Source organism: Microbacterium sp. Marseille-Q6648, from assembly GCF_943181415.1.
Classification (GTDB): domain Bacteria; phylum Actinomycetota; class Actinomycetes; order Actinomycetales; family Microbacteriaceae; genus Microbacterium.
On record NZ_CALPBZ010000006.1, the window covers coordinates 36,107 to 55,082 of the forward strand.

At 70.9% G+C, this 18,976-nt stretch carries 14 protein-coding genes; 10 read left to right on the plus strand and 4 right to left on the minus strand.

Translation table 11 applies throughout. The features are described from left to right. Positions 1-30: 30 nt before the first annotated feature. Positions 31-1,047 (minus strand): zinc-dependent alcohol dehydrogenase family protein, encoded by a 1,017-nt coding sequence (locus tag NFR93_RS14485; protein WP_251454784.1) that lies wholly within the window; start codon positions 1,045-1,047, stop codon positions 31-33. A gap of 573 nt (positions 1,048-1,620) precedes the next feature. Between NFR93_RS14485 and NFR93_RS14490 the strand changes: the two genes are divergently transcribed. The 7 genes from NFR93_RS14490 to NFR93_RS14520 all read left to right on the plus strand — a co-directional run bounded on the left by NFR93_RS14490 (position 1,621) and on the right by NFR93_RS14520 (position 10,198). Next, on the plus strand, positions 1,621-3,186 hold the full coding sequence (locus NFR93_RS14490; RefSeq protein ID WP_251454787.1) for a serine/threonine-protein kinase: 1,566 nt from the start codon (positions 1,621-1,623) through the stop codon (positions 3,184-3,186). 163 nt (positions 3,187-3,349) lie between these two features. Continuing rightward, positions 3,350-4,822: a glycoside hydrolase family 32 protein gene (locus NFR93_RS14495; RefSeq protein WP_251454790.1), complete on the plus strand. Its 1,473-nt coding sequence runs from the start codon at positions 3,350-3,352 to the stop codon at positions 4,820-4,822. 52 nt (positions 4,823-4,874) lie between these two features. Beyond that, positions 4,875-6,212 (plus strand): ABC transporter substrate-binding protein, encoded by a 1,338-nt coding sequence (locus tag NFR93_RS14500; RefSeq protein WP_502846312.1) that lies wholly within the window; start codon positions 4,875-4,877, stop codon positions 6,210-6,212. 82 nt (positions 6,213-6,294) lie between these two features. After that, on the plus strand, positions 6,295-7,176 hold the full coding sequence (locus NFR93_RS14505) for a carbohydrate ABC transporter permease (RefSeq protein WP_251455389.1): 882 nt from the start codon (positions 6,295-6,297) through the stop codon (positions 7,174-7,176). Then, a complete protein-coding gene (locus tag NFR93_RS14510; protein WP_251454808.1) occupies positions 7,173-8,099 on the plus strand; it encodes a carbohydrate ABC transporter permease in 927 nt (308 codons plus the stop codon). Before NFR93_RS14505 ends, NFR93_RS14510 begins: the two co-directional genes overlap by 4 nt. Beyond that, on the plus strand, positions 8,096-9,115 hold the full coding sequence (locus NFR93_RS14515; protein WP_502846308.1) for a LacI family DNA-binding transcriptional regulator: 1,020 nt from the start codon (positions 8,096-8,098) through the stop codon (positions 9,113-9,115). The genes NFR93_RS14510 and NFR93_RS14515 overlap by 4 nt, the downstream gene beginning before the upstream one ends. Before the next feature lie 102 nt (positions 9,116-9,217). Beyond that, positions 9,218-10,198, plus strand: a complete 981-nt coding sequence (locus NFR93_RS14520) for a glycoside hydrolase family 32 protein (protein WP_285814613.1) — start codon at positions 9,218-9,220, stop codon at positions 10,196-10,198. A 26-nt stretch (positions 10,199-10,224) separates the two neighbouring features. Here NFR93_RS14520 and NFR93_RS14525 read toward each other — a convergent pair whose 3' ends face one another. Together NFR93_RS14525 and NFR93_RS14530 are read right to left on the minus strand one after the other, a co-directional pair. Then, positions 10,225-11,742 (minus strand): alpha-N-arabinofuranosidase, encoded by a 1,518-nt coding sequence (locus NFR93_RS14525; RefSeq protein ID WP_251455391.1) that lies wholly within the window; start codon positions 11,740-11,742, stop codon positions 10,225-10,227. Further along, entirely contained in the window at positions 11,739-12,452 is a 714-nt protein-coding gene (locus NFR93_RS14530; RefSeq protein ID WP_251454816.1) for a ThuA domain-containing protein, read from the minus strand. The genes NFR93_RS14525 and NFR93_RS14530 overlap by 4 nt, the downstream gene beginning before the upstream one ends. A gap of 91 nt (positions 12,453-12,543) precedes the next feature. On the opposite strand from NFR93_RS14530, the gene NFR93_RS14535 reads away from it, so the two are divergent. Continuing rightward, complete coding sequence (locus tag NFR93_RS14535) at positions 12,544-13,563, plus strand: LacI family DNA-binding transcriptional regulator (protein ID WP_251454818.1); 1,020 nt, start codon at positions 12,544-12,546, stop codon at positions 13,561-13,563. A gap of 7 nt (positions 13,564-13,570) precedes the next feature. On the opposite strand, the gene NFR93_RS14540 is transcribed toward NFR93_RS14535, so the two are convergent. Next, positions 13,571-15,457, minus strand: a complete 1,887-nt coding sequence (locus NFR93_RS14540; protein WP_251454821.1) for a beta-L-arabinofuranosidase domain-containing protein — start codon at positions 15,455-15,457, stop codon at positions 13,571-13,573. 66 nt (positions 15,458-15,523) lie between these two features. Here NFR93_RS14540 and NFR93_RS14545 point away from each other — a divergent pair, with 66 nt between their 5' ends. Both NFR93_RS14545 and NFR93_RS14550 read left to right on the plus strand, forming a co-directional pair. Then, complete coding sequence (locus NFR93_RS14545) at positions 15,524-17,707, plus strand: alpha-galactosidase (RefSeq protein ID WP_251454823.1); 2,184 nt, start codon at positions 15,524-15,526, stop codon at positions 17,705-17,707. Further along, positions 17,704-18,972, plus strand: coding sequence for a glycoside hydrolase family 27 protein (locus tag NFR93_RS14550; RefSeq protein WP_251454825.1), 1,269 nt, complete (start codon positions 17,704-17,706; stop codon positions 18,970-18,972). Before NFR93_RS14545 ends, NFR93_RS14550 begins: the two co-directional genes overlap by 4 nt. Positions 18,973-18,976: the final 4 nt, after the last annotated feature.

Consider the following 18,976-nt stretch of genomic DNA (forward strand, 5'->3'; position numbering starts at 1 on the left):
GGTACTCGACGCCCCGTCACCGGCGCGGGCTCACATCGTCAGGAGCGCCTTGATCGCGCGGCGCTCGTCCATCGCGCGGTAGGCCTCGGCCGCCTCGGCGAGCGGCACCTGCAGGTCGAACACCTTGCCCGGGTCGATCTTGCGGTCCCAGATGAGCTGGATCAGCTCGGGAAGGAACCGGCGGACGGGTGCGGGACCGCCGTGCAGGGTCACGAGCGAGAAGAACAGCTCGAAGCCGTCGAGCGACACGTCGTGCGCGACGCCGACGTACCCGACGTGCCCACCGGGGCGGGTCGCGCGGATCGCCTGCGTCATCGACTCCTGCGTGCCGACCGCCTCGATCACGCTGTCGGCGCCGAGCCCGTCGGTGAGCTCCTTGATGCGGGCCACGCCCTCGTCGCCGCGTTCCTCGACGATGTCGGTGGCGCCGAATTCCCGCGCGAGAGCCTGCCGGTCGGCGTGGCGCGACATGGCGATGATGCGCTCGGCGCCCAGCTGCTTGGCGGCGAGGATGCCGAGCAGACCCACCGCGCCGTCACCGACGACTGCGACGGTCTTGCCCGGTCCGGCCTCGGCGGCGACGGCGGCGAACCAGCCGGTGCCGAGCACGTCCGAAGCGGCCAGCAGCGACGGGATCATGTCGGCGTCGGGCTGACCGGGCGTGGCGACGAGCGTTCCATCGGCCAGCGGCACGCGCATGTACTCGGCCTGCGAGCCGCCGACGCCCTTCCGGTGCACGCAGCCGGTGTGATACCCGGCCTGACAGATCGCGCAGGTGTTGTCCGACGCGAAGAACGAGCCGACGACGAAGTCGCCGGGCTTCACCGTCGTGACCTCGGCGCCGACCTCTTCGACCGTGCCGCAGTACTCGTGGCCCATCGCCACGGGCTCGGTGACCTCGTCGGTGCCGCGATATGGCCACAGGTCGGATCCGCACACGCACGCGGCAGCGAGCTTGATGACGGCGTCGGTCGGGTGCTGGATGCCGGGGCGGTCGCGCTCTTCGACGCGGACGTCGCGGGGACCGTAGAGGATGGTGGCTTTCATCGAGGGGGCTCCTTCGTGGGGCTTCGGTTGCCGGGTTCGGCTTCTCGGGGTCGCGGGGGTCCGGGGTCGTGCCGCGAGATCGGCCGTCAACAAGCATCCGCCCTCTCGCCCGGTCCAGGGAGTGCCTGACGAGACGGGTACTCGCAGGGCACCCCTCGCGAGGGTACGCGGGCGCTGTGAGCATCGCCCCGCCCCCGCGCACACTCGGGCGTGCCCAGGTCACGTGTTCTGGCCGGGCAAACCCGCCCGCGGCGTGCGCACTCGCGCCCAGAACACGTGACCTGGGCGATAACACTCGCCCGCGGCGTGCCCAAGCGCGCCCAGAACACGTGACCTGGGCGAGAACACATGCTCCAGGCGCGCGATACGGGTGGTCTCGGCGAGGACACGTGATCCGGCCCGGCCCGCCTGCCGGCCCCGCCCCGCCCCGGCCCGCCGGTCGGGGCCGGTCCAGACCGACCGCGACGACGTCGCAGAGGGTCCACGGCGCCGCCGTCAAGCGGGAGCGGACTTTCGCCCGATCCGCGTAGGGTGAAGGGTCGTCCGTCGCACCCGCGACGCGGACGGAGGAAGATGAGCGACCCGAACGCGAGCGAGTATCCCCCCACCGGCGAGATCCTCGACGGCCGGTACCGCCTTGTCGAGCGCATCGGCGAGGGCGGCATGGCACGGGTGTACCGCGCCGACGACACGGCGCTGGGCCGCACCGTGGCCATCAAGGTGCTGCGAGGGGCCGCCGGCGACATGCAGGTGATCGAGCGGGCGCGCTCCGAGACGACCCTGCTCGCCTCGCTGAACCACCACGCGCTCGTCACCCTGTTCGATGCCCGCATCGACGACGACGCCGTCGGCTACCTCGTGATGGAGTACGTCGACGGGATCACCCTGCGCGACCTGATCGCGCGCGGACCCGTCGACCCCGAGGAGCTCGCCGGCATCGCCGCCGACGTGGCCGAGGCGCTGCACTACGCCCACGAGGCGGGCGTCGTCCACCGCGACGTCAAGCCGGGGAACGTGCTGCTCACCGCCTCGCCCCGGCCGGACCGGCAGTGGCGGGCGAAGCTCGCCGACTTCGGCATCGCCCACCTCCTCGACTCCGACCGGGTGACCACCCCTGGCCTCATCGTCGGCACCATGGCGTATCTCGCGCCCGAGCAGGCGCGCGGCGCCGCCCCCGCACCGCCCGCCGACATCTACGCGTTCGGGCTGATGCTGCTCGAGGCGCTCACCGCGACGCGCCCGTTCGGCGACGTCGAGGGGATCGCCGCCGTCACCGCGCGCCTGGCGGCGGCTCCGGTCGTCCCCGACACGCTGGCCCCCGGCTGGCAGGACCTGCTGTCTCGCATGACCGCCATGATCCCCGCCGACCGGCCGACCGCACTGGATGTCGCCCTCGCCTCCGAACAGCTGAGATCCTCGGATGCCGCGGCCGGCGCCGGGCGCGACGACACCGTCACCCGGGCGATGCCGCCGGGATTCGCGGAATCCGGGATGCCGCCTCTGCCGGCCGTGCCGGCCGCGGTCGCGGCGGGTGGACTCGCCGCAGGCGGCCTGGGTGCGGCCGCGGTCGCCGACGGCGGCGTCGCTCCCGCCCCGCATGCGGCTCCGACGGCGGTCGGCTCCGACGCGCCTACGGCTGTCCTGACGGGTGCGACCCCAGGCTCGCGGGCGGGTGCCGGCGCAGCCGCGGGAGGCGGTGCGTGGGCAGCCGGCGGCGCGTTGGCGGGCGGCGCGTTGGCGGGCGCCGGCGCCGCAGCGGGAGGTGCCGCCACCGCTGAAGGCGGTGCAGCCGCGGGCTCGTCCCCCGCACGCGACGGCGGCTCGCGCGGTCGCCGAGCACTGATCGTCGGCGCCGTGATCGCGGGCGCGATCCTGCTCGGCGCGGTGCTGCTCGCGGTCTGGCTCGGGTCGCTCGCAGCCACGCCGACCCCGGCATCCACCTCGACACCGACGCCCACCGCGACCTCCACCCCCACGCCCACGCCGACGCCCGAGGAGCCCGCACCTGCGCCTCCCGCGGATGACGACGACGAGGGCGACGACGAGGGCAACGAGAACAGCGGTCCCGGCAACAACAGCGGGAACAACGGCGACGAGAACGGCAACGGCAAGGACAAGGGCAAGAAGAAGGACGACTGAGTCCTCGACACCCTCACCGGTCCCGTCGACGCCCGGCCCGCGTGCGGGCTTGCATCAATCATGATTAACCGCTTGACCATCGTCTGAGCCGCCTGCTAGCGTCTGCGTAACCGATTAACCATCCATTTCGGATCGGTCGCAACGACGCAGCGAAGAGGTATTCATGGACCAGCGAGGGTTCTTCCGACCGACCGACGCATGGGTCGGCGACGTCATACCCTGGCAGGAAGACGGCGTCTTCCACCTCTTCTACCTCCACGAGTCCCGCCGCGTCCCGAAGATCGGGATGCCGTGGCACCGGGTCGTGACCGACGACCTCGTCGACTTCCGCGAAGCCGGGTCGGCGCTGGCGTCCGGCGGACCGCACGCCGACGACTTCAACGTGTACACCGGCAGCATCGTGGTCGACGAGCACGGCACGCACCACGTCTTCTACACCGGCCAGAACCCCGAGCGTCGCGGACCCGACGGCCTGCCGCTGCAGCTCGTCCTGCACGCCACTAGCCGTGACGGCATGCAGACCTGGCAGCGCCACCCCGCCGACACCTTCGGCGCGACCGCCGGCTACGAGAGCGCCGACTGGCGCGACCCGTTCGTCTTCCGCGATGAGAAGGCGGGGGTGTGGCGCATGCTCATCACGGCACGCCACGCGACCGGGCCCGCCCGTCGCCGGGGCGTCATCGCCCAGTGCGTCTCGCGCGATCTGCGGACGTGGGAGCCGGCCGAGCCGTTCTGGGACCCGCGCCGCTACATCGCGCACGAGTGCCCCGAGGTCTTCGAGTGGAACGGCTGGTGGTACCTGGTCTACTCCGAGTTCAGCGAGTCGTTCACCACCCGGTACCGCATGGCACGTTCCCTCGAGGGCCCCTGGACGGTTCCCGTGAACGACTCGCTCGACGGGCGCGCGTACTACGCGGCGAAATCGGCCGAACGCGACGGCCGCAGGTTCTTCTTCGGCTGGATCGCGTCCCGCGAGGGCGCACGCGACGACGGCGCGTGGCAGTGGGCGGGGACGCTCTCGGTGCTCGAGGCCGAGCAGAACGCCGACGGCACGCTGCGCTTCCACCCGCCCCGCGAGCTGGCCGCCACCTTCGACCAGCCCGCGGCCGGAATCCCGGCCGGGACCGCTCTGCATGCACCCGACGGGTACGCCGACGCGCTCGCGTCGGTCGAGTCGCCGCCGGCGTTCCGCCTCGTGGCACGGTTCGACATCGCGCCCGGCACCACCGAGTGCGGTGTGCTGCTGCGGGCGAGCGCCGACGGCGACGAGGGCTACGCCCTCCGACTCGAGCCGCGCCGCAACCGGCTGGTCTTCGATCGGTGGCCGCGACGGACCACCGGCGGCGAGCAGTGGCAGATCTCCGGCGACGTGCCGTACGCCATCGAGCTCGAGAGGCCCGTGGACCTCGCGCCCGGCGCGCATCGGCTGGAGGTCATCGTCGACGGCGACATCTGCGTCGCGACCGTCGACGACTCGACGGTGCTCAGCACCCGGCTCTACGACCGGCCGACCGGCAGGGTCGGCGCGTTCGTCGGCGAAGGCGCCCTGGTCGTCCATGAATTCATCGTCACCACCCGTGACGGATCCCCCGCCCCCGCGGTCCGCGCCGATGAACTCGTCGCAGCCCTCGGGTGACACCCCGCCCGTTCCCTCCCTCACCCGCGAAAGATCAATGGAGATTCCGATGATGACCACCACACAGCGCTCGGCGGCCCTGTTCGCCGCCACAGCCGCCGTCGCCCTCACCCTCACCGGCTGCGCCGGCGCGAGCGGCGGCGGCGACCCCACCGATGTGAACCCCGACGGCGAGATCACGGCTCGCGAGATCTCGTGGCTGCTGTCGCGGCCCGCCGACGGCGGCGTCATCACCGCGATGGAGCAGATCGCCGAGGAGTACGCCGAAGAGAACCCGGGCTTCGGGCTGAACCTGATCACCACTCCGGACCGGCCGTCCTACATCCAGAAGTACGAGACCCTCGCCGCGGCGAACAAGCTGCCCGAGCTGTTCGACACCGACGCCACCCCCTTCGCGCAGAAGCTCGCGGGGCAGGGTCGCATGGTCGACATCGACCTGCTGCTCGAGGACCTCGGGCTCGACGGCGAGTTCCGCGAGGCGGCGCTGAACTACCAGCGCTTCGACGACGGCTCGCTGTACACGATCCCGTTCGAGTTCCAGCTCGAGGTGTTCTGGTACAACGCCGACCTGCTCGCCGAGGCCGGCGTCGAGATCCCGGCGACCCTCGACGACTTCGCACCGATGTGCGAGGCGCTCCGCGCGCAGGGGATCACCCCGATCGCCCTCGACGGCCAGGACGGCTGGCCGCTCGAGCGCTACATGGCCTACTACCCGTTCCGCATGGCCGGTCCTCAATACGTGCAGGACCTCAAGAACGGCGAGGCGTCGTTCTCCGACGAGACCGGACGCGCCGCCGTCGAGTGGCTCTACGGTCTCGGGCAGGCCGGATGCTTCCAGGAGGGCTTCTCGTCGACCGGCTACGCAGATGCGCAGGCGCAGTTCACCTCGGGACGCGCCGCCGTGTACAACATCGGCACCTGGGAGCTGGGCAACCTCGCCACCGAGGCGCTGGATCCCGCCGTGCGCGACGCGGTCGATTACTTCACCCTGCCGACCATCGACGGGGCCGTGACCGCCGACAACGAGTACGTCACCCCCTCGGGGATCGGCATGGCCGTCAACGCCGCGACGTACGACCCGCTGGTGCGCGACTTCCTCGCCTACGCCCTGGAGCGGTACCCCGAGGTCTACGCCGCCTCGGGCGCCCTGTCGCCGACGACCGGTGTCGAGACCACGATCCCCGACGGCGCCACACCGCTGTACGCCCGGGCCGTGGAGCAGGCCGAGACCGTCGGCTCGGCGATCGCGATGCCGTGGGACACGCAGCTGGACCCGGCGACGAACACGCGCCTGCAGCAGGAGCTGACCCTGCTCGTGCAGGGCGACAGCACGCCCGATGAGTTCATCGAGACGATGGACGCGACCCTTGCGGAGAACGTCGGTGACTGAGATCACCCAGACCGGGGTGCGCGCGGTCCGTCCGCGCGCGCCCCGGCGCCCCACCCCCGCACGCACGTCGATGCGGACGTCGATGCTGCCCCGGCGCTCGGGACTGTCGGTCGCGATCTTCCTGCTGCCGCCGCTGGTGCTCTACGGCGCGGCCGTGCTGCTGCCCATCGTGCAGTCGCTGGTGCTCAGCGTGTTCTCGTGGGACGGCATCACCGACATGGCCTTCGTCGGCCTGGACAACTACGTCAAGATGTTCACCCGCGACGACGTGTTCTGGACCGCCTTCGGCAACGCCCTCGGCTACCTGGCCATCTGCCTCGTGCTGCAGCTCGGCGGAGCGCTGGCCGTCGCGGGCCTGCTCACCGCGCTGCCCCGAGCGCGCGAGCTCGTCAAGACGCTGTACCTGCTGCCGGCGGTCATCTCGACCGTGGCGATCGCGTTCCTCTTCATCCGCATCTACTCGCTCGAGCCCGTCGGGCTGTTCAACCAGCTGCTCGCATGGGTGGGCCTCGACAGTCTGCAGACGGCCTGGCTGTCCAACGTGCAGACGGTCCTCGCGGCCGTGTCCATCCCCGAGGGCTGGCGCTTCACCGGGCTCTACATGCTCATCATCTACGCGGCCCTCATCGCCGTGCCGCGCGAGCTGGAAGAAGCCGCCCGCCTGGACGGCGCCACATGGTGGCAGACGTTCTGGCGCATCCGCTTCCCCTACATCCGTCCGGTGTGGATCACCACGACGGTGATGGCCACCACCTTCGCCCTGCGCGGGTTCGACATCCCCTACCTCCTCACCAACGGCGGGCCCGGACAGTCCTCCGAGCTCCTGACGACGTACATGTACAAGACCGCGTTCGTCCACACCGACTACGGCTACGCCAGCGCGATCTCGGTCTTCATCGTGATCGAGTGCCTCGTCGCCGTCGGCCTCATCATCCTGCTGCTCCGTCGGAGGGACGACGCATGACCGCCTCGCTCATCACCCGTCCGGCCGCGTCCGCGCCGACACCGCCTCCGGCGGGGCCGCCCCGCGAGACCCGGTCCCGTGCGGTTCGCTCGCCCCGTCAGCGGGCGCAGCGCACCCTGCTGACGGTCACCGTCATCCTGATCGTCATCGTCCAGGTCTATCCGCTGGCGTGGCTGTTCCTGACGAGTTTCCGCACGGCATCCGATTTCGCCGGCGGCGACCCGTTCGCCCTCCCCTCCGAGTTCACGCTCGACAACTACACGCGCGCCTTCGCCACCGGCAACCTGTGGCTGAACATCGCCAACAGCCTCATCGTGACGCTGGGCGCGAGCGCCCTCATCGTGGTGGCGGGCATGATGGCCGCGTACGCCCTGCAGGTGCTCGGGTTCCGCTTCAGCGGACTCGTGCGCTCGCTGTTCCTGCTCGGGATCATCGTGCCGGTGCAGATCGCCCTCGTGCCGCTGTTCATCGACTACTCGCAAGTGGGGCTGCTCGACACCCATATGTCGATGATCCTGCCGCTGGCCGCGTTCTCGCTGCCGATGGCGGTCTACCTGTTCTCGTCGTTCTACGAGTACATTCCGCGCGAGATGTACGAAGCGGCATCCCTGGACGGCGCGGGTCCGTACCGCATCTTCCTGCAGATCACGTTCCCGTTGTCGGTCAACACGATCATCACCGTCGTGCTGGTCAACAGCATCTTCATCTGGAACGACTTCATCTTCGCGAACACGTTCGTCCTCTCGGACGGGCTGAAGACGATCCCGCTGGGCCTGCAAAACTACATCGGAGCGATGGGCAACACCGACTGGACGGCGACGTTCGCCGCCGTCTGCGTGACGGTGACGCCGTTGCTGCTGGTCTTTCTCGTGCTGAACAAGGCGATGATCAACGGACTCGAGAGCGGAGCCACCAAGGGATGAGTGCAATGGAGCACGGCAGAGCCACCTCGGCGGTGACGATGCGCGACGTCGCCAAAGCGGCGGGGGTGTCGGTGGCCACCGTGTCGCACGTGGTCAACGACAAGCCGGGCGCCCGCATCGGCGACGATGCCCGGCGTCGTGTGCACGAAGCCGTGGCGGCCCTCGGATACCGCCCGAACGCGCTGGCGAAGACGCTGTCCGAGGGGACCTCCCGCTTCATCGGCCTGGTCGCGGACGCGATCGCCACCACCCCTTTCGCCGGGCAGATCATCCACGGGGCGCAGGATGAGGCGTGGCGGCACGGGTTCGTGCTGCTGGTGGCCAACACCGAGAGCAACACCGCCGTCGAGAACGACGCGATCGCCATGATGCTCGAGCATCAGGTGCGCGGCATCCTGTACTCGACCTGGTATCACCGGCGCATCGACGTCCCGCCGCTGCTGCAGAACACCGACACCGTGCTGGTGAACTGCTTCGCCGAAGACGACGCGTTCCCCGCCGTCGTGCCCGACGAGGAGCAGGGCGGCCGCGCGGCGACCGAAGGACTGCTCGCGGCAGGGCACCGCCGCATCGCGTTCATCAACACCACGTCGCCGTCACCGGCGCAGACCGGGAGGCTCGCGGGCTACCGCGCCGCGCTCGACGCGGCCGGCATCGCCTACGACGACGCCCTCGTCTTCTCGGCCGAACCCGCCCAGGAGGGCGGATACGCGGCCGCCGGGGCGGTCATCGACTCCGGGGCGACGGGCGTGTTCTGCCACAACGACCGTGTGGCGATGGGTCTCTACGACGGTCTGCGCGAGCGGGGCCTGCGCATTCCCGATGACGTCGCGGTGATGGGCTTCGACAACCAGGACGTGATCGCCGCCCACCTGCGCCCGCCGCTGTCGACCGTCGCGCTGCCGCACTACGAACTCGGCGCCGCGGGGGTGCGGACGCTGCTCGGGCTCGAGCCCGCCGGCGCCCCCGACCGCCTTCTCGTCACGTGCCCGCTCGTGCCGCGGGCATCGCTCTGAGGCGCGCATGTCGGGCAGCGAGATGGTGCGGCCGGCGTTCCACCTGACGCCCTCACGACACTGGATGAACGATCCCAACGGGCTCACGGCACTCAGCGCTGGATCCTTCTGGCCGTCGAGGCGGTCGAGCGCCGCGTGCTCTTCTACGCCTCCGCCGATCTGGAGCACTGGGATCCCGTCGGATCCTTCGGCCCGGTGGGCGACGACGGCGTCGTGTGGGAGTGTCCCGACCTCGTGCGTCTTCGCGTGGACGGCGACGATGCCCACAGCCGCTGGGTGCTGCTGCTGAGCACCAACCCGATCGGTGAGGATGCCGCTCCCGCCGGCTCTGCGATGCACTACGTCGTCGGCGACTTCGACGGCCGCAGCTTCACCGCCGACCAGCCTGTGCTCGTGCGGGCCGACCACGGGCGCGACATGTACGCCGGGGTCACGTTCGACAGCGCCCCCGACGGCGCCGCGATCATGCTCGGCTGGATGAGCAACTGGCGGTATGCGCACGCGGTGCCCAGCGCCCCGTGGAGGGGGGCCATGTCGCTGCCGCGCACGCTGTCACTGCGCACCGTCGACGGCGCGGAGCGCCTGGTTCAGCGCCCGGCGTCGTTCGTCGACGAGTACCTGTCCGGCGCGGCATCCGTCGATCTGCTCGCCGACCGGCCCCGCACGCTGACGCTGAGCGGGCACTCCCTGGTCGAGCTGAGCTGGGATCCGACCCGCACCGGCGCCCTGCGCATCCGCCTCGACGGCGAAACGGACGACGCGGCGGAGATCGTGCATGACCCGGATGCCGGGATGCTGACCGTCTCGCGCACCGGCAGGGCGGCCGCGGCCCTGCATCCGGACTTCGCGTCGACGAGCGTCGCCCCGCTCCGCGCGGACGACGCCGGACGCCTGCTCGTGAGCCTGGACGGACCCCTCCTCGAGGTCTTCGCCGGAGACGGCGAAAGCCTCGTGTCAAACCTCGTGACGCTGGGCGCCGGCCCGATCTCGCTCACCGTCGACGCGGCAGCCCGGTCCCCGATCGGCGCGCGCTCGGTCGACGTCGACGTCGCACGAAGGAGCACGGCGACAGCCGCCGCCTGATCCGAACGCCGCGGTCGGCTCGCGTGTCAGTCCAGCGCGAGCTCGACCGTGGCGAAGGAGTGCGGCGGGAGCGTCACGACGAGCGCGTCGTCTTCGATGCGGGCCTCGAGCGGGCGCGGCGCGACGCGGTCCGGGGCGTCGGCGTCGTTGTAGGCGCCGACGCTCTCGCCGGTGAGCACCCGGGCGCGGGTGACACGCGCTGCGCGCCCCCGCAGCGAAACGGTCACGGTGCACTCCGCGTCGGCGGACAGATGCGACAGCGACACCAGCGCGGTGTCGTCCTTGGTCGACGCCGACATCGACACCAGCTGCAGCTGCTGCCCGCGGACGGTGGCGGTCGGTACCTCGCGCAGGTGCGCTGTCAGGTTCTCGGCGTCCTGGTGCCCCTTGTTCATCTCGAACACGTGATACGTGGGGGTAAGCACGAGCCGGTCCCCGTCGGTGAGCACCATCGCCTGCAGCACGTTGACGGTCTGGGCGATGTTGGCCATCGTCACCCGTCGCGCGTATCGGTGGAAGACGTCGAAGTGGATGCCGGCCACGAGCGCGTCGCGCACGGTGTTCTGCTGGAAGAGGAACCCCGGATTGGTGCCCTCCTCGACGTTCCACCACGTGCCCCATTCGTCGCAGACGAGACCGACGCGGTTGTCGGGGTCGTACGAGTCCATGACCGCGACGTGTCCGCGCACGATCCGCTCGATGCCCGCCGCGTACGCCATGGTCTCGTAGTACTGGCGCTCGTCGAACCCGGTGGCGTCCTCGGTGTTGATGCCCGATCCGGAGTGCGTGTAGTAGTGGAACGACACGGCCTGGTACGCCAGGTTGCCGTAGAGCGTGCACCCGTGGCATTCCATGAGGGTCTTCATGAGCACGCGCGTCCAGTCGAGGTCGTCCTCGTTGGCGCCGGCGGCGATGCGGGTCAGGCGGTTGCCGCCGTGGTTGTGAGCGAAGGTGGCGTACCGCCGGGCCTCTTCGGCGTAGTACTCGGCCGACATCCCGCCGCCGCATCCCCACGCCTCGTTGCCGAGTCCCCAGAAGGGCACCTTCCACGGCTCGTCGCGCCCGTTCTCGCGCCGTAGCCGCGCCATCGGGCTGTCGTCGTCACGCGTGAGGTACTCGACCCAGTCCGCCATCTCCTGCACGGTGCCGCTTCCGATGTTGCCGTTGACGTAGGCGTCGGCTCCGAGCAGATCGCACAGGTCCATGAACTCGTGCGTGCCGAAGTGGTTGTTCTCGATGACGTCGCCCCAGTTGGTGTTGGCGATGCGGGGTCGCTCGTCACGCGGGCCGATGCCGTCGCGCCAATGGTAGGTGTCGGCGAAGCATCCTCCGGGCCACCGCAGGTTCGGGATGTCGAGTTCCCGCAGAGCTTCGACGATGTCCGATCGGATGCCGCGGACGTTCGGGATCTCGGAATCCTCACCGACCCAGAAACCGTCGTAGATGCACCGTCCGAGGTGCTCGGCGAAATGCCCGTACACGTGACGGCTGATCCGGTCGCCCGGCAGGTCGAGGTCGATGACGGCCCGGGCGGTGGTGGTCATCGGCTGCGAGTCGCCCACAGCATTCCCCTTTCGATGATGGTGCGAACGCTGACGTCGCGGAGTACGGACAGACTGTGACCGGGGGTCGCTACGAACACGCGGCCCTGACCCCATTCGCGCGTCCACACCGCCGGCGAGGTGATCGGCCGGTGCCAGGGGTGGTACGGCTGAACGGGGTGGGTGGTGGTGGCCAGCACGTCGTTGAGATCGTCGGTGAGCACCCAGTACTGCTCGGTGCGAAGGGTGAAGTCCTCGACGCCGGCCATGATCTCGTGCGAGCGGCCGAGGTCGGTGACGTCGACCGTGTAACAGAGGAAGTTGTCGCTCTCGTCGCCCTCGCGCGCGTCGGGATGCTTGGACGGATGCGTGGCGAACTGACCGCCGATCAGCTGCAGATAGTCGGAGCTGTTCCGGTACGAGTCGGCGATGCCGCCGTGCCAGCCGGCCAGTCCCGTGCCGCGCTCGACGGCGCCGCGCAGGCCTGCGAGCGCATCGGCCGAGATCTCCGACATCGTCACGCACTGCACGATCAGGTCGGTGCGATCCATCTCGTCACGATCGGCATAGACCTCGTTGGACTCCTCGATGCGCACGTCGAAGCCCTGCTGCTCGAGGAACGGCAGGAACATCTCGGTCGCCTCGACGGGTCGGTGACCCTCCCATCCACCGCGCACGATCACGGCGCGGCGTCCCTCGTGAGTCGTCGTCATCGACTTCCTCCCTCCGCATCGACGGGTGCTACGCCGTCACATTGCCACCGCCCGGATGCGAACCGGATGAACTTTGCGCAAAACTGGCTTCATGACGGAAGGTTCACGGGTGACCCTCAGCGCCGTGGCCGAACGCGCGGGGGTGAGTGTCGCCACGGCCTCGCGGGCGCTCCGCGCGCGCGGCGAGATGGCCGCCGATACGCGAGCGCGCGTGCTCCGCGCTGCGAGCGAGCTCGGCTACCCGGGCACCACCGCGGGGCGCGGCCGGCCGCGCCGGGGCACCGCGCTGATGTTCGACCTCGTGCTCGGTCACTTCCACGACCCGTACACCGAGGAGATCACCGCCGGCGCCCGCACCACCGCTTCGTCGCTGGGCTACGACCTCGTGCTGACAGCCGAGCGGGACGACCCGGCCGACGACTGGCCCGAACGCATCCGCTCCCGCGGGTCCGCCGGCGTCGTCACCGGTCTGATCACCCCCACGAGCGCACAGATCCTCGCTATGCACCGCGCCGGGATCCCCCTGGTGCTGATGGAACCGCCGTCCGAGGCGTCCAGGCCTCTGCCGAGCATACGCACGACCGACCGGGCCGGAGGGTCGGCGGCCGCGGAGCACCTCATCTCGCGGGGAGCCCGTCGCTTCGTCGTCATCGGCGGCGCGCCCTCGTACCGCTACGGCCGAGCGCGCGTCGACGGGTTCACCGCCACCCTGGGCGAGCTTGCGCCCGGGGCGCCCTGCGTGCGGACGAGCGCGGACTGGAGCGCGTGGGACGCTCGCCGCGCGTGCGCGCGGGCGCTGTCGGAGCTCGGCGGCGAAGGCCCGGTGGGGATCTTCGCCTGCTCGGACGAGATGGCCGCAGGAGCTTACCGGGCGGTCGCCGACAGCAGACTCGGCATCCCCCGCGATGTGCTCGTCGTCGGCTTCGACGATGTTCGGGGCGCGCGGTGGCTGCATCCGTCGCTCACGACCATCCGCCAGCCGATCCGAGAGATGGCGGCGACCGCGGTGCGGCTCCTCGCCCGTTCCGCAGCGGGGGAAGAGGTGGCCCCCGACGCGATCGTCATGCCGACCGAACTCGTCGAGCGGGGCTCGACCCGAACGCTCGCCTAGCTCGCCGTCACGAGGCCGGACGCACCGGGAAGTACACCGAGTAGCGCTCGTCGACCACCTCGTGCAACGGCACGAACCGGGTCGCCTGCGCCTGCCCCACGCTGCGGTAGCGCGTGAGCCACTGCGTCCATTGCCGCTCGTCGTCCGGCGCGAGCATCGTGGTCGCATCGTCCGGATCGCCCACGAGCGCCACCTCGCGGTCGATCAGGCCCGCCAGCACGGTCGGGCCCTCCACGAAGGCGACCGTGGACGGCTCGTCGGGGATCGGAACCGTCCGCACGGAGAACGGGAATTCCACGGCGATCTCGGTCTCGCCCCCGCGATGATCGACCTCGAGCCACCGGTCGGCGAGGTGCCACGACGCGTCGGTGTGCACGCGGGGCCCGGCCGAAGTCCACGCCGGAACGCGCAGGCGCACCCGGTTCGCGCTTCCGGTGACGGTGACGCGCACCCGGAGCGCTCGCGGGCGATGCCGGTCGCCGCCGGGTCCGGCATTCGCGTCGGGGCCGACGTAGCGCGCGTCGTCGAGGAGGACGATGTCGATGCGCGCGTCCTGATCGGGCAGCTCGGCCCGGACCGGTGCGTACTGCGCCACCGTCAGGGCGGTGCCGGGTCCGGCGTAGACGGCCCACTGAGCATGACGGGTGTGCGCCTGCACGAGAGTGCCGTGGCAGCACCAGAAGTCCTCGGTCGGGCTCCCCCACTCCTTGCGCGCGCCGCCTTCGAGCGGGAGGAAGTACGCCACCATGCCGGTGCGCGGGTTCTGCTGCGCGAGCAGACCGTTGTGCAGGTTGGTCTCGATGTAGTCCAGGGCCGCGACGTCTCCGGTCCACCGGAAGATCACGTCCGCCAGCCGGATCATGTTGTAGACCGAGCAGTGCTCCTGGGTCTTCGGCCCCCGGCGGGCGGCGAAGGCGAAGGGCGGCGTCCAGATCTCGCCCGAGGTCTGGCCGCCGGTGCAGAACGTGCCTCGCTCGACGACCGCCGACCGCCAGTAGGCGGTCACGACCCCGCGCCAGCGCTCATCACCGGTGACCTCGTACGCGCGAGCGGCTCCGAGCACCTCGGGGATCGTGGTGTTGGCGTGCATGTTGGTGAGCACGTCCTCGCCCTCCCGCAGCGGGTCGAAGAGGGCTCGGTGCCAGTAGCGATCGAGCAGATCGCGGTACCGCTCGTCGCCCGTGGCGTCGAGCAGATCGGCCCAGACCTCCAGCATCCCGCCGGTCTCGACGTCCAGGATCTGCTGGAACCTGTCGGTGTCGAATCCGCGCGCCCACCGCGCGATCGCCCCCGCCGCGCGGTGCGCGATGCCGAGCGCGCGCTCGTCGCCGAGGTCTCGCCACACGTCGAGGAGTCCCATGAAGGTCTTGTGGATCGCATACTGGGGCGCCCAGGTCTCACGACCCTCACCCAGTCGCCGCAGGAAGGACTCCGGGGTGGCGAAGACCCACTCGCCGCCGTTCTCGTCCTGGCACCGCTCCAGCCCCGCCACCACGTTCTCGAGGCGACCGCGCAGCAGCGGATCCCCCGTGGTGGCGACCTCGCGCGCCGCCGCCGACATCCAGTGCCCGAGGAAGTGCCCGCGCAGCAGCGAGCCGGGGGTCTCCCAGCCCCAGTGGCGATCAAGGCCACGGTCGGCGACGTCCGAGCGCGACGGGTGCAGGTGCCAGGCCTGATCGGTGACCCCGGCCTCGAGAAGGTGGTTCTGAAGGAGATTCCGCTCGGTGAGCGAAGCGACGTACTCGCGGTTGAGGCGTCGACGGCTCTCGAATGTTCCCGCCGCGAGCCGGACGCGGCCGGGCGCGAGGGCGGTGACGGCCGGAGCGGGCGTGCCGGGGCCATAAGCGGCAGAGCGGGGCGTGCCAGAGCGGGGGGCGGCAGGGTTCGCAGTCACGGTTCTCCTCGGTGAGATCGATCTCTGACTGTACTCCTCCGCCCTTGCACCACCACAATGGGGCGTATGAGTGAACTCCGCGTGGTCCATCTGTCGTCCGCCGACGTGTCGCTGGTGGTGACCCAGCGCGGCGACGAGCTGCCGGCGATCGTGCACTGGGGCGCGCGCCTGGACGTGTCGGACGACGACCTGCGCACGCTCGCTGCCATCGGCGATCGGCCCGGATTGTCGGCGGATTCGGACGTGCCGTACCGACCGAGCGTGCTCCCGGAGCACTCGCGCGGCTGGTTCGGACGCCCCGGTCTGAGCGTGCACCGCCGTGGTCGCGCGTGGTCTCCGCGGTTCCGTGCCATGCCGATGGGCGTGGCGGGGACGCCGGCTCCCGCCGGCGCGACCTCGCACGGAGCCGGGAGCATCACCGTCGAAGCGAGCGACGAAGGGGCCGGCATCGGCATCGTCCTGGAGATCGATCTCACCGCCGCGGGCCTGTTGCGCACACGTGTCGGGGTGCGCAATCTCGGCATGGGAGCGGACGAGGTGGACGTCGTCGAAGCGCTGCCTGCGCTGCCGGTGCCCCTGCGCGCGAACGAGATCCTCGATTTCAGCGGCAGGTGGGCCCACGAGCGGATCCCGCAGCGTCACCCCGTCGTCCGCGGCACGCATGCGCGCGTCTCGCGTCGCGGCCGCACCGGCCTCGATGCCACCACGGTCCTCGCCCTCGGCGTGCCGGGCTTCGCCGCCGACGCGGGTGAGACGTGGCTCTTCCACGTGGGATTCAGCGGTGACCACGAGCACGCCGTCGAGCGCACCGACGGCTTCCTGGCCTTCCGCGGCGGCGAACTGCTCCTGCCCGGGGAGGTGCGGCTGAAGGCGGGGGGCGAGTATGTGTCACCGTGGATCTTCGGCGCGTACGGCGACGGGTGGGACGCGGCATCCGCGCGCTTCCACGCCTACCTGCGGGATCGCAACCGCGCCGGCACGCGTCCGCGACCGGTCACGCTGAACGTGTGGGAGGCGGTCTACTTCGATCAGGATGCCGCAACCTTGACCGCGCTGGCCGAACAGGGCGCCGCCCTCGGCGTCGAACGATTCGTGCTGGACGACGGCTGGTTCCGCGGGCGACGGGATGACCGCGCCGGCCTCGGCGATTGGGAGCCGGATCCGCACGCGTGGCCGAACGGGCTCCGTCCTCTCGCCGATCGGGTGCGCTCGCTGGGGATGGAGTTCGGACTGTGGGTCGAGCCCGAGATGATCAACGAGGACTCCGACCTCGCCCGAGCCCACCCCGACTGGATCCTCCGAGCCCGCGACACCCTGCCCGCGCGCTACCGCTTCCAGCAGGTCCTCGACCTCACCAACCCCGACGCGTACGCGCACATCCTCGGCCGCCTGGACGCCCTCGTCACCGAGATCGGCGTGAGCTACCTGAAGTGGGACCACAACCGCGATCTCGTCGACGCCGGGCATCCGGCCACCGGCGCCCCGGCCGTCCACGAGCAGACCCTGGCGGTGTATCGGCTCCTCGACGACCTGCGGCACCGGCATCCGGAGCTCGAGATAGAGAGCTGCGCGTCGGGCGGAGGGCGGGTCGACCTCGGCATCCTCGAGCGCACCGACCGCATCCACCCCTCGGACAGCCACGACCCCGTCGACCGCTTCCACATCCTCGGCTGGACGGGCCTGCTCGTGCCGCCCGAGATGATGGGGTCGCACGTCGCCTCGGCGGTCTCGAGCACCACCGGGCGCACCTCGACGCTCGCCTACCGCTGCGCCGTCGCCCTCCTCGGGCATTTCGGTATCGAATGGGACATCCGCGAACTGACCGACGACGAACGGGAGATGCTCTCGACCTGGATCGCGCGCTGGCGTCGTCACCGCGACCTCATCTCCACCGGACGAGCCGTGTCGGGCTCCAGCGACCTCGCGGGCCCGTCGCTGCGGGGTGTCGTCTCCCCCACCGGCGACGAGGCGATCTACACCGTGGTCACGCCGGCCACGAGCGCCGACGCGATGGCGCACCTGCGTCTTCCCGGGCTGGACCCGAACCGCCGCTACCGCCTGAGGGCGAGTGCGCCCGAATCGCTGGGTCCGCCCTGGCAGGTGCCGGCCTGGCTCGACGCGGCGACGCTGGACGGCGACGACGCCTCGGCGCCGGTGCTCAGCGGCGCCGCGCTGGGCGTGGTGGGGCTCGACTTCCCGGTCTTCCATCCCGAGCGCGCGGCCATCCTCCACCTGGAGGCCATCGCATGAACCCCACCCGCCGTGCCGCAGCGATCACGCCCCCGATGGGCTGGAACAGCTGGGACTGCTTCGGGTCCTCGGTCACCGAGGCCGAGGTGGTCGCGAACGCCGAGTTCCTCGCGGCCCACCTTCGAGACGCCGGCTGGGACACCGTCGTGGTCGACATCCAGTGGTACGAGCCCGACCCGGGCACCCACGACTACAACACCGTGTCGAACCCCGTTCTCGACGACTGGGGACGACCGCGGCCGGCCGTCGGACGCTTCCCGTCGGCGTCGGACGGCACCTTCCGCGCGCTCGCCGACCGCGTGCACACGCTCGGCCTGAAGTTCGGCGTGCACCTCATGCGGGGCGTGCCCCGCGCCGCCGCGGAGCGGGCGCTCCCCATCCTCGGAGCGTCCGGGGCGACGTGCGCGAGCATCGCCGACCCGGCCAACGTGTGCCCGTGGAATCCCGACAACCTGGGTGTGGACATGTCGCAGCCGGGTGCCCAGGAGTACTACGACTCGGTCATGTCGATGCTCGCCGAGTGGGGCGTGGACTACGTCAAGCTCGACGACGTGCTGTACCCGCCGGTGCAGACCGCCGAGATCCGCGCCCTCTCCGACGCCATCGACCGCACCAACCGGCCCATGGCGCTGAGCCTCTCACCGGGCAAAGAGCTGTCGCTCGCGCACCTCGACACCCTTCGGGACACCGCGCAGGCGTGGCGTATCTCGGACGACCTGTGGGACGACTGGAGCTCGGTGCGCGAGCAGTTCCAGCGCGCTGCGCGGTGGGCGCCGCACCAGCGTCCGGGCGCCTGGGCGGACGCCGACATGCTGCCCTTCGGGCGCATCGGCATCCGCGGCCATGTCGGCGCCGACCGGCTCAGCCGGCTGAGCGTCGAGGAGCAGCGGACGGTGATGACGCTGTGGTGCCTGCTGCGGTCGCCGCTGATGTTCGGCGGCCACCTGCCCGACACCCCCGCCGACACGCTCGCCCTGCTCACGCGCCGCGAGGTGCTGGCGCTGCAGCGGGCCACCGACGCCCGTGAGCTCGTGAGAGACGGCGACCTGGTGGTGTGGTCGGCACAGCTCGAGGGGCGCACGGCCGCGGCGGTGTTCCACCTCGGTGACGCGGCGCGCGAGCGACGGGTGCACATCGACGATGTGGGTCGCGGCGACGCCCGCCGGGCGGTCGACGGCTGGTCGGGCGACTCCGTGCCCCTGACGGACGGCTGGATGACGCTCGAGGTGCCCGCCCACGGCGTGCGGCTGGTGTGGCTCGACTGACCGG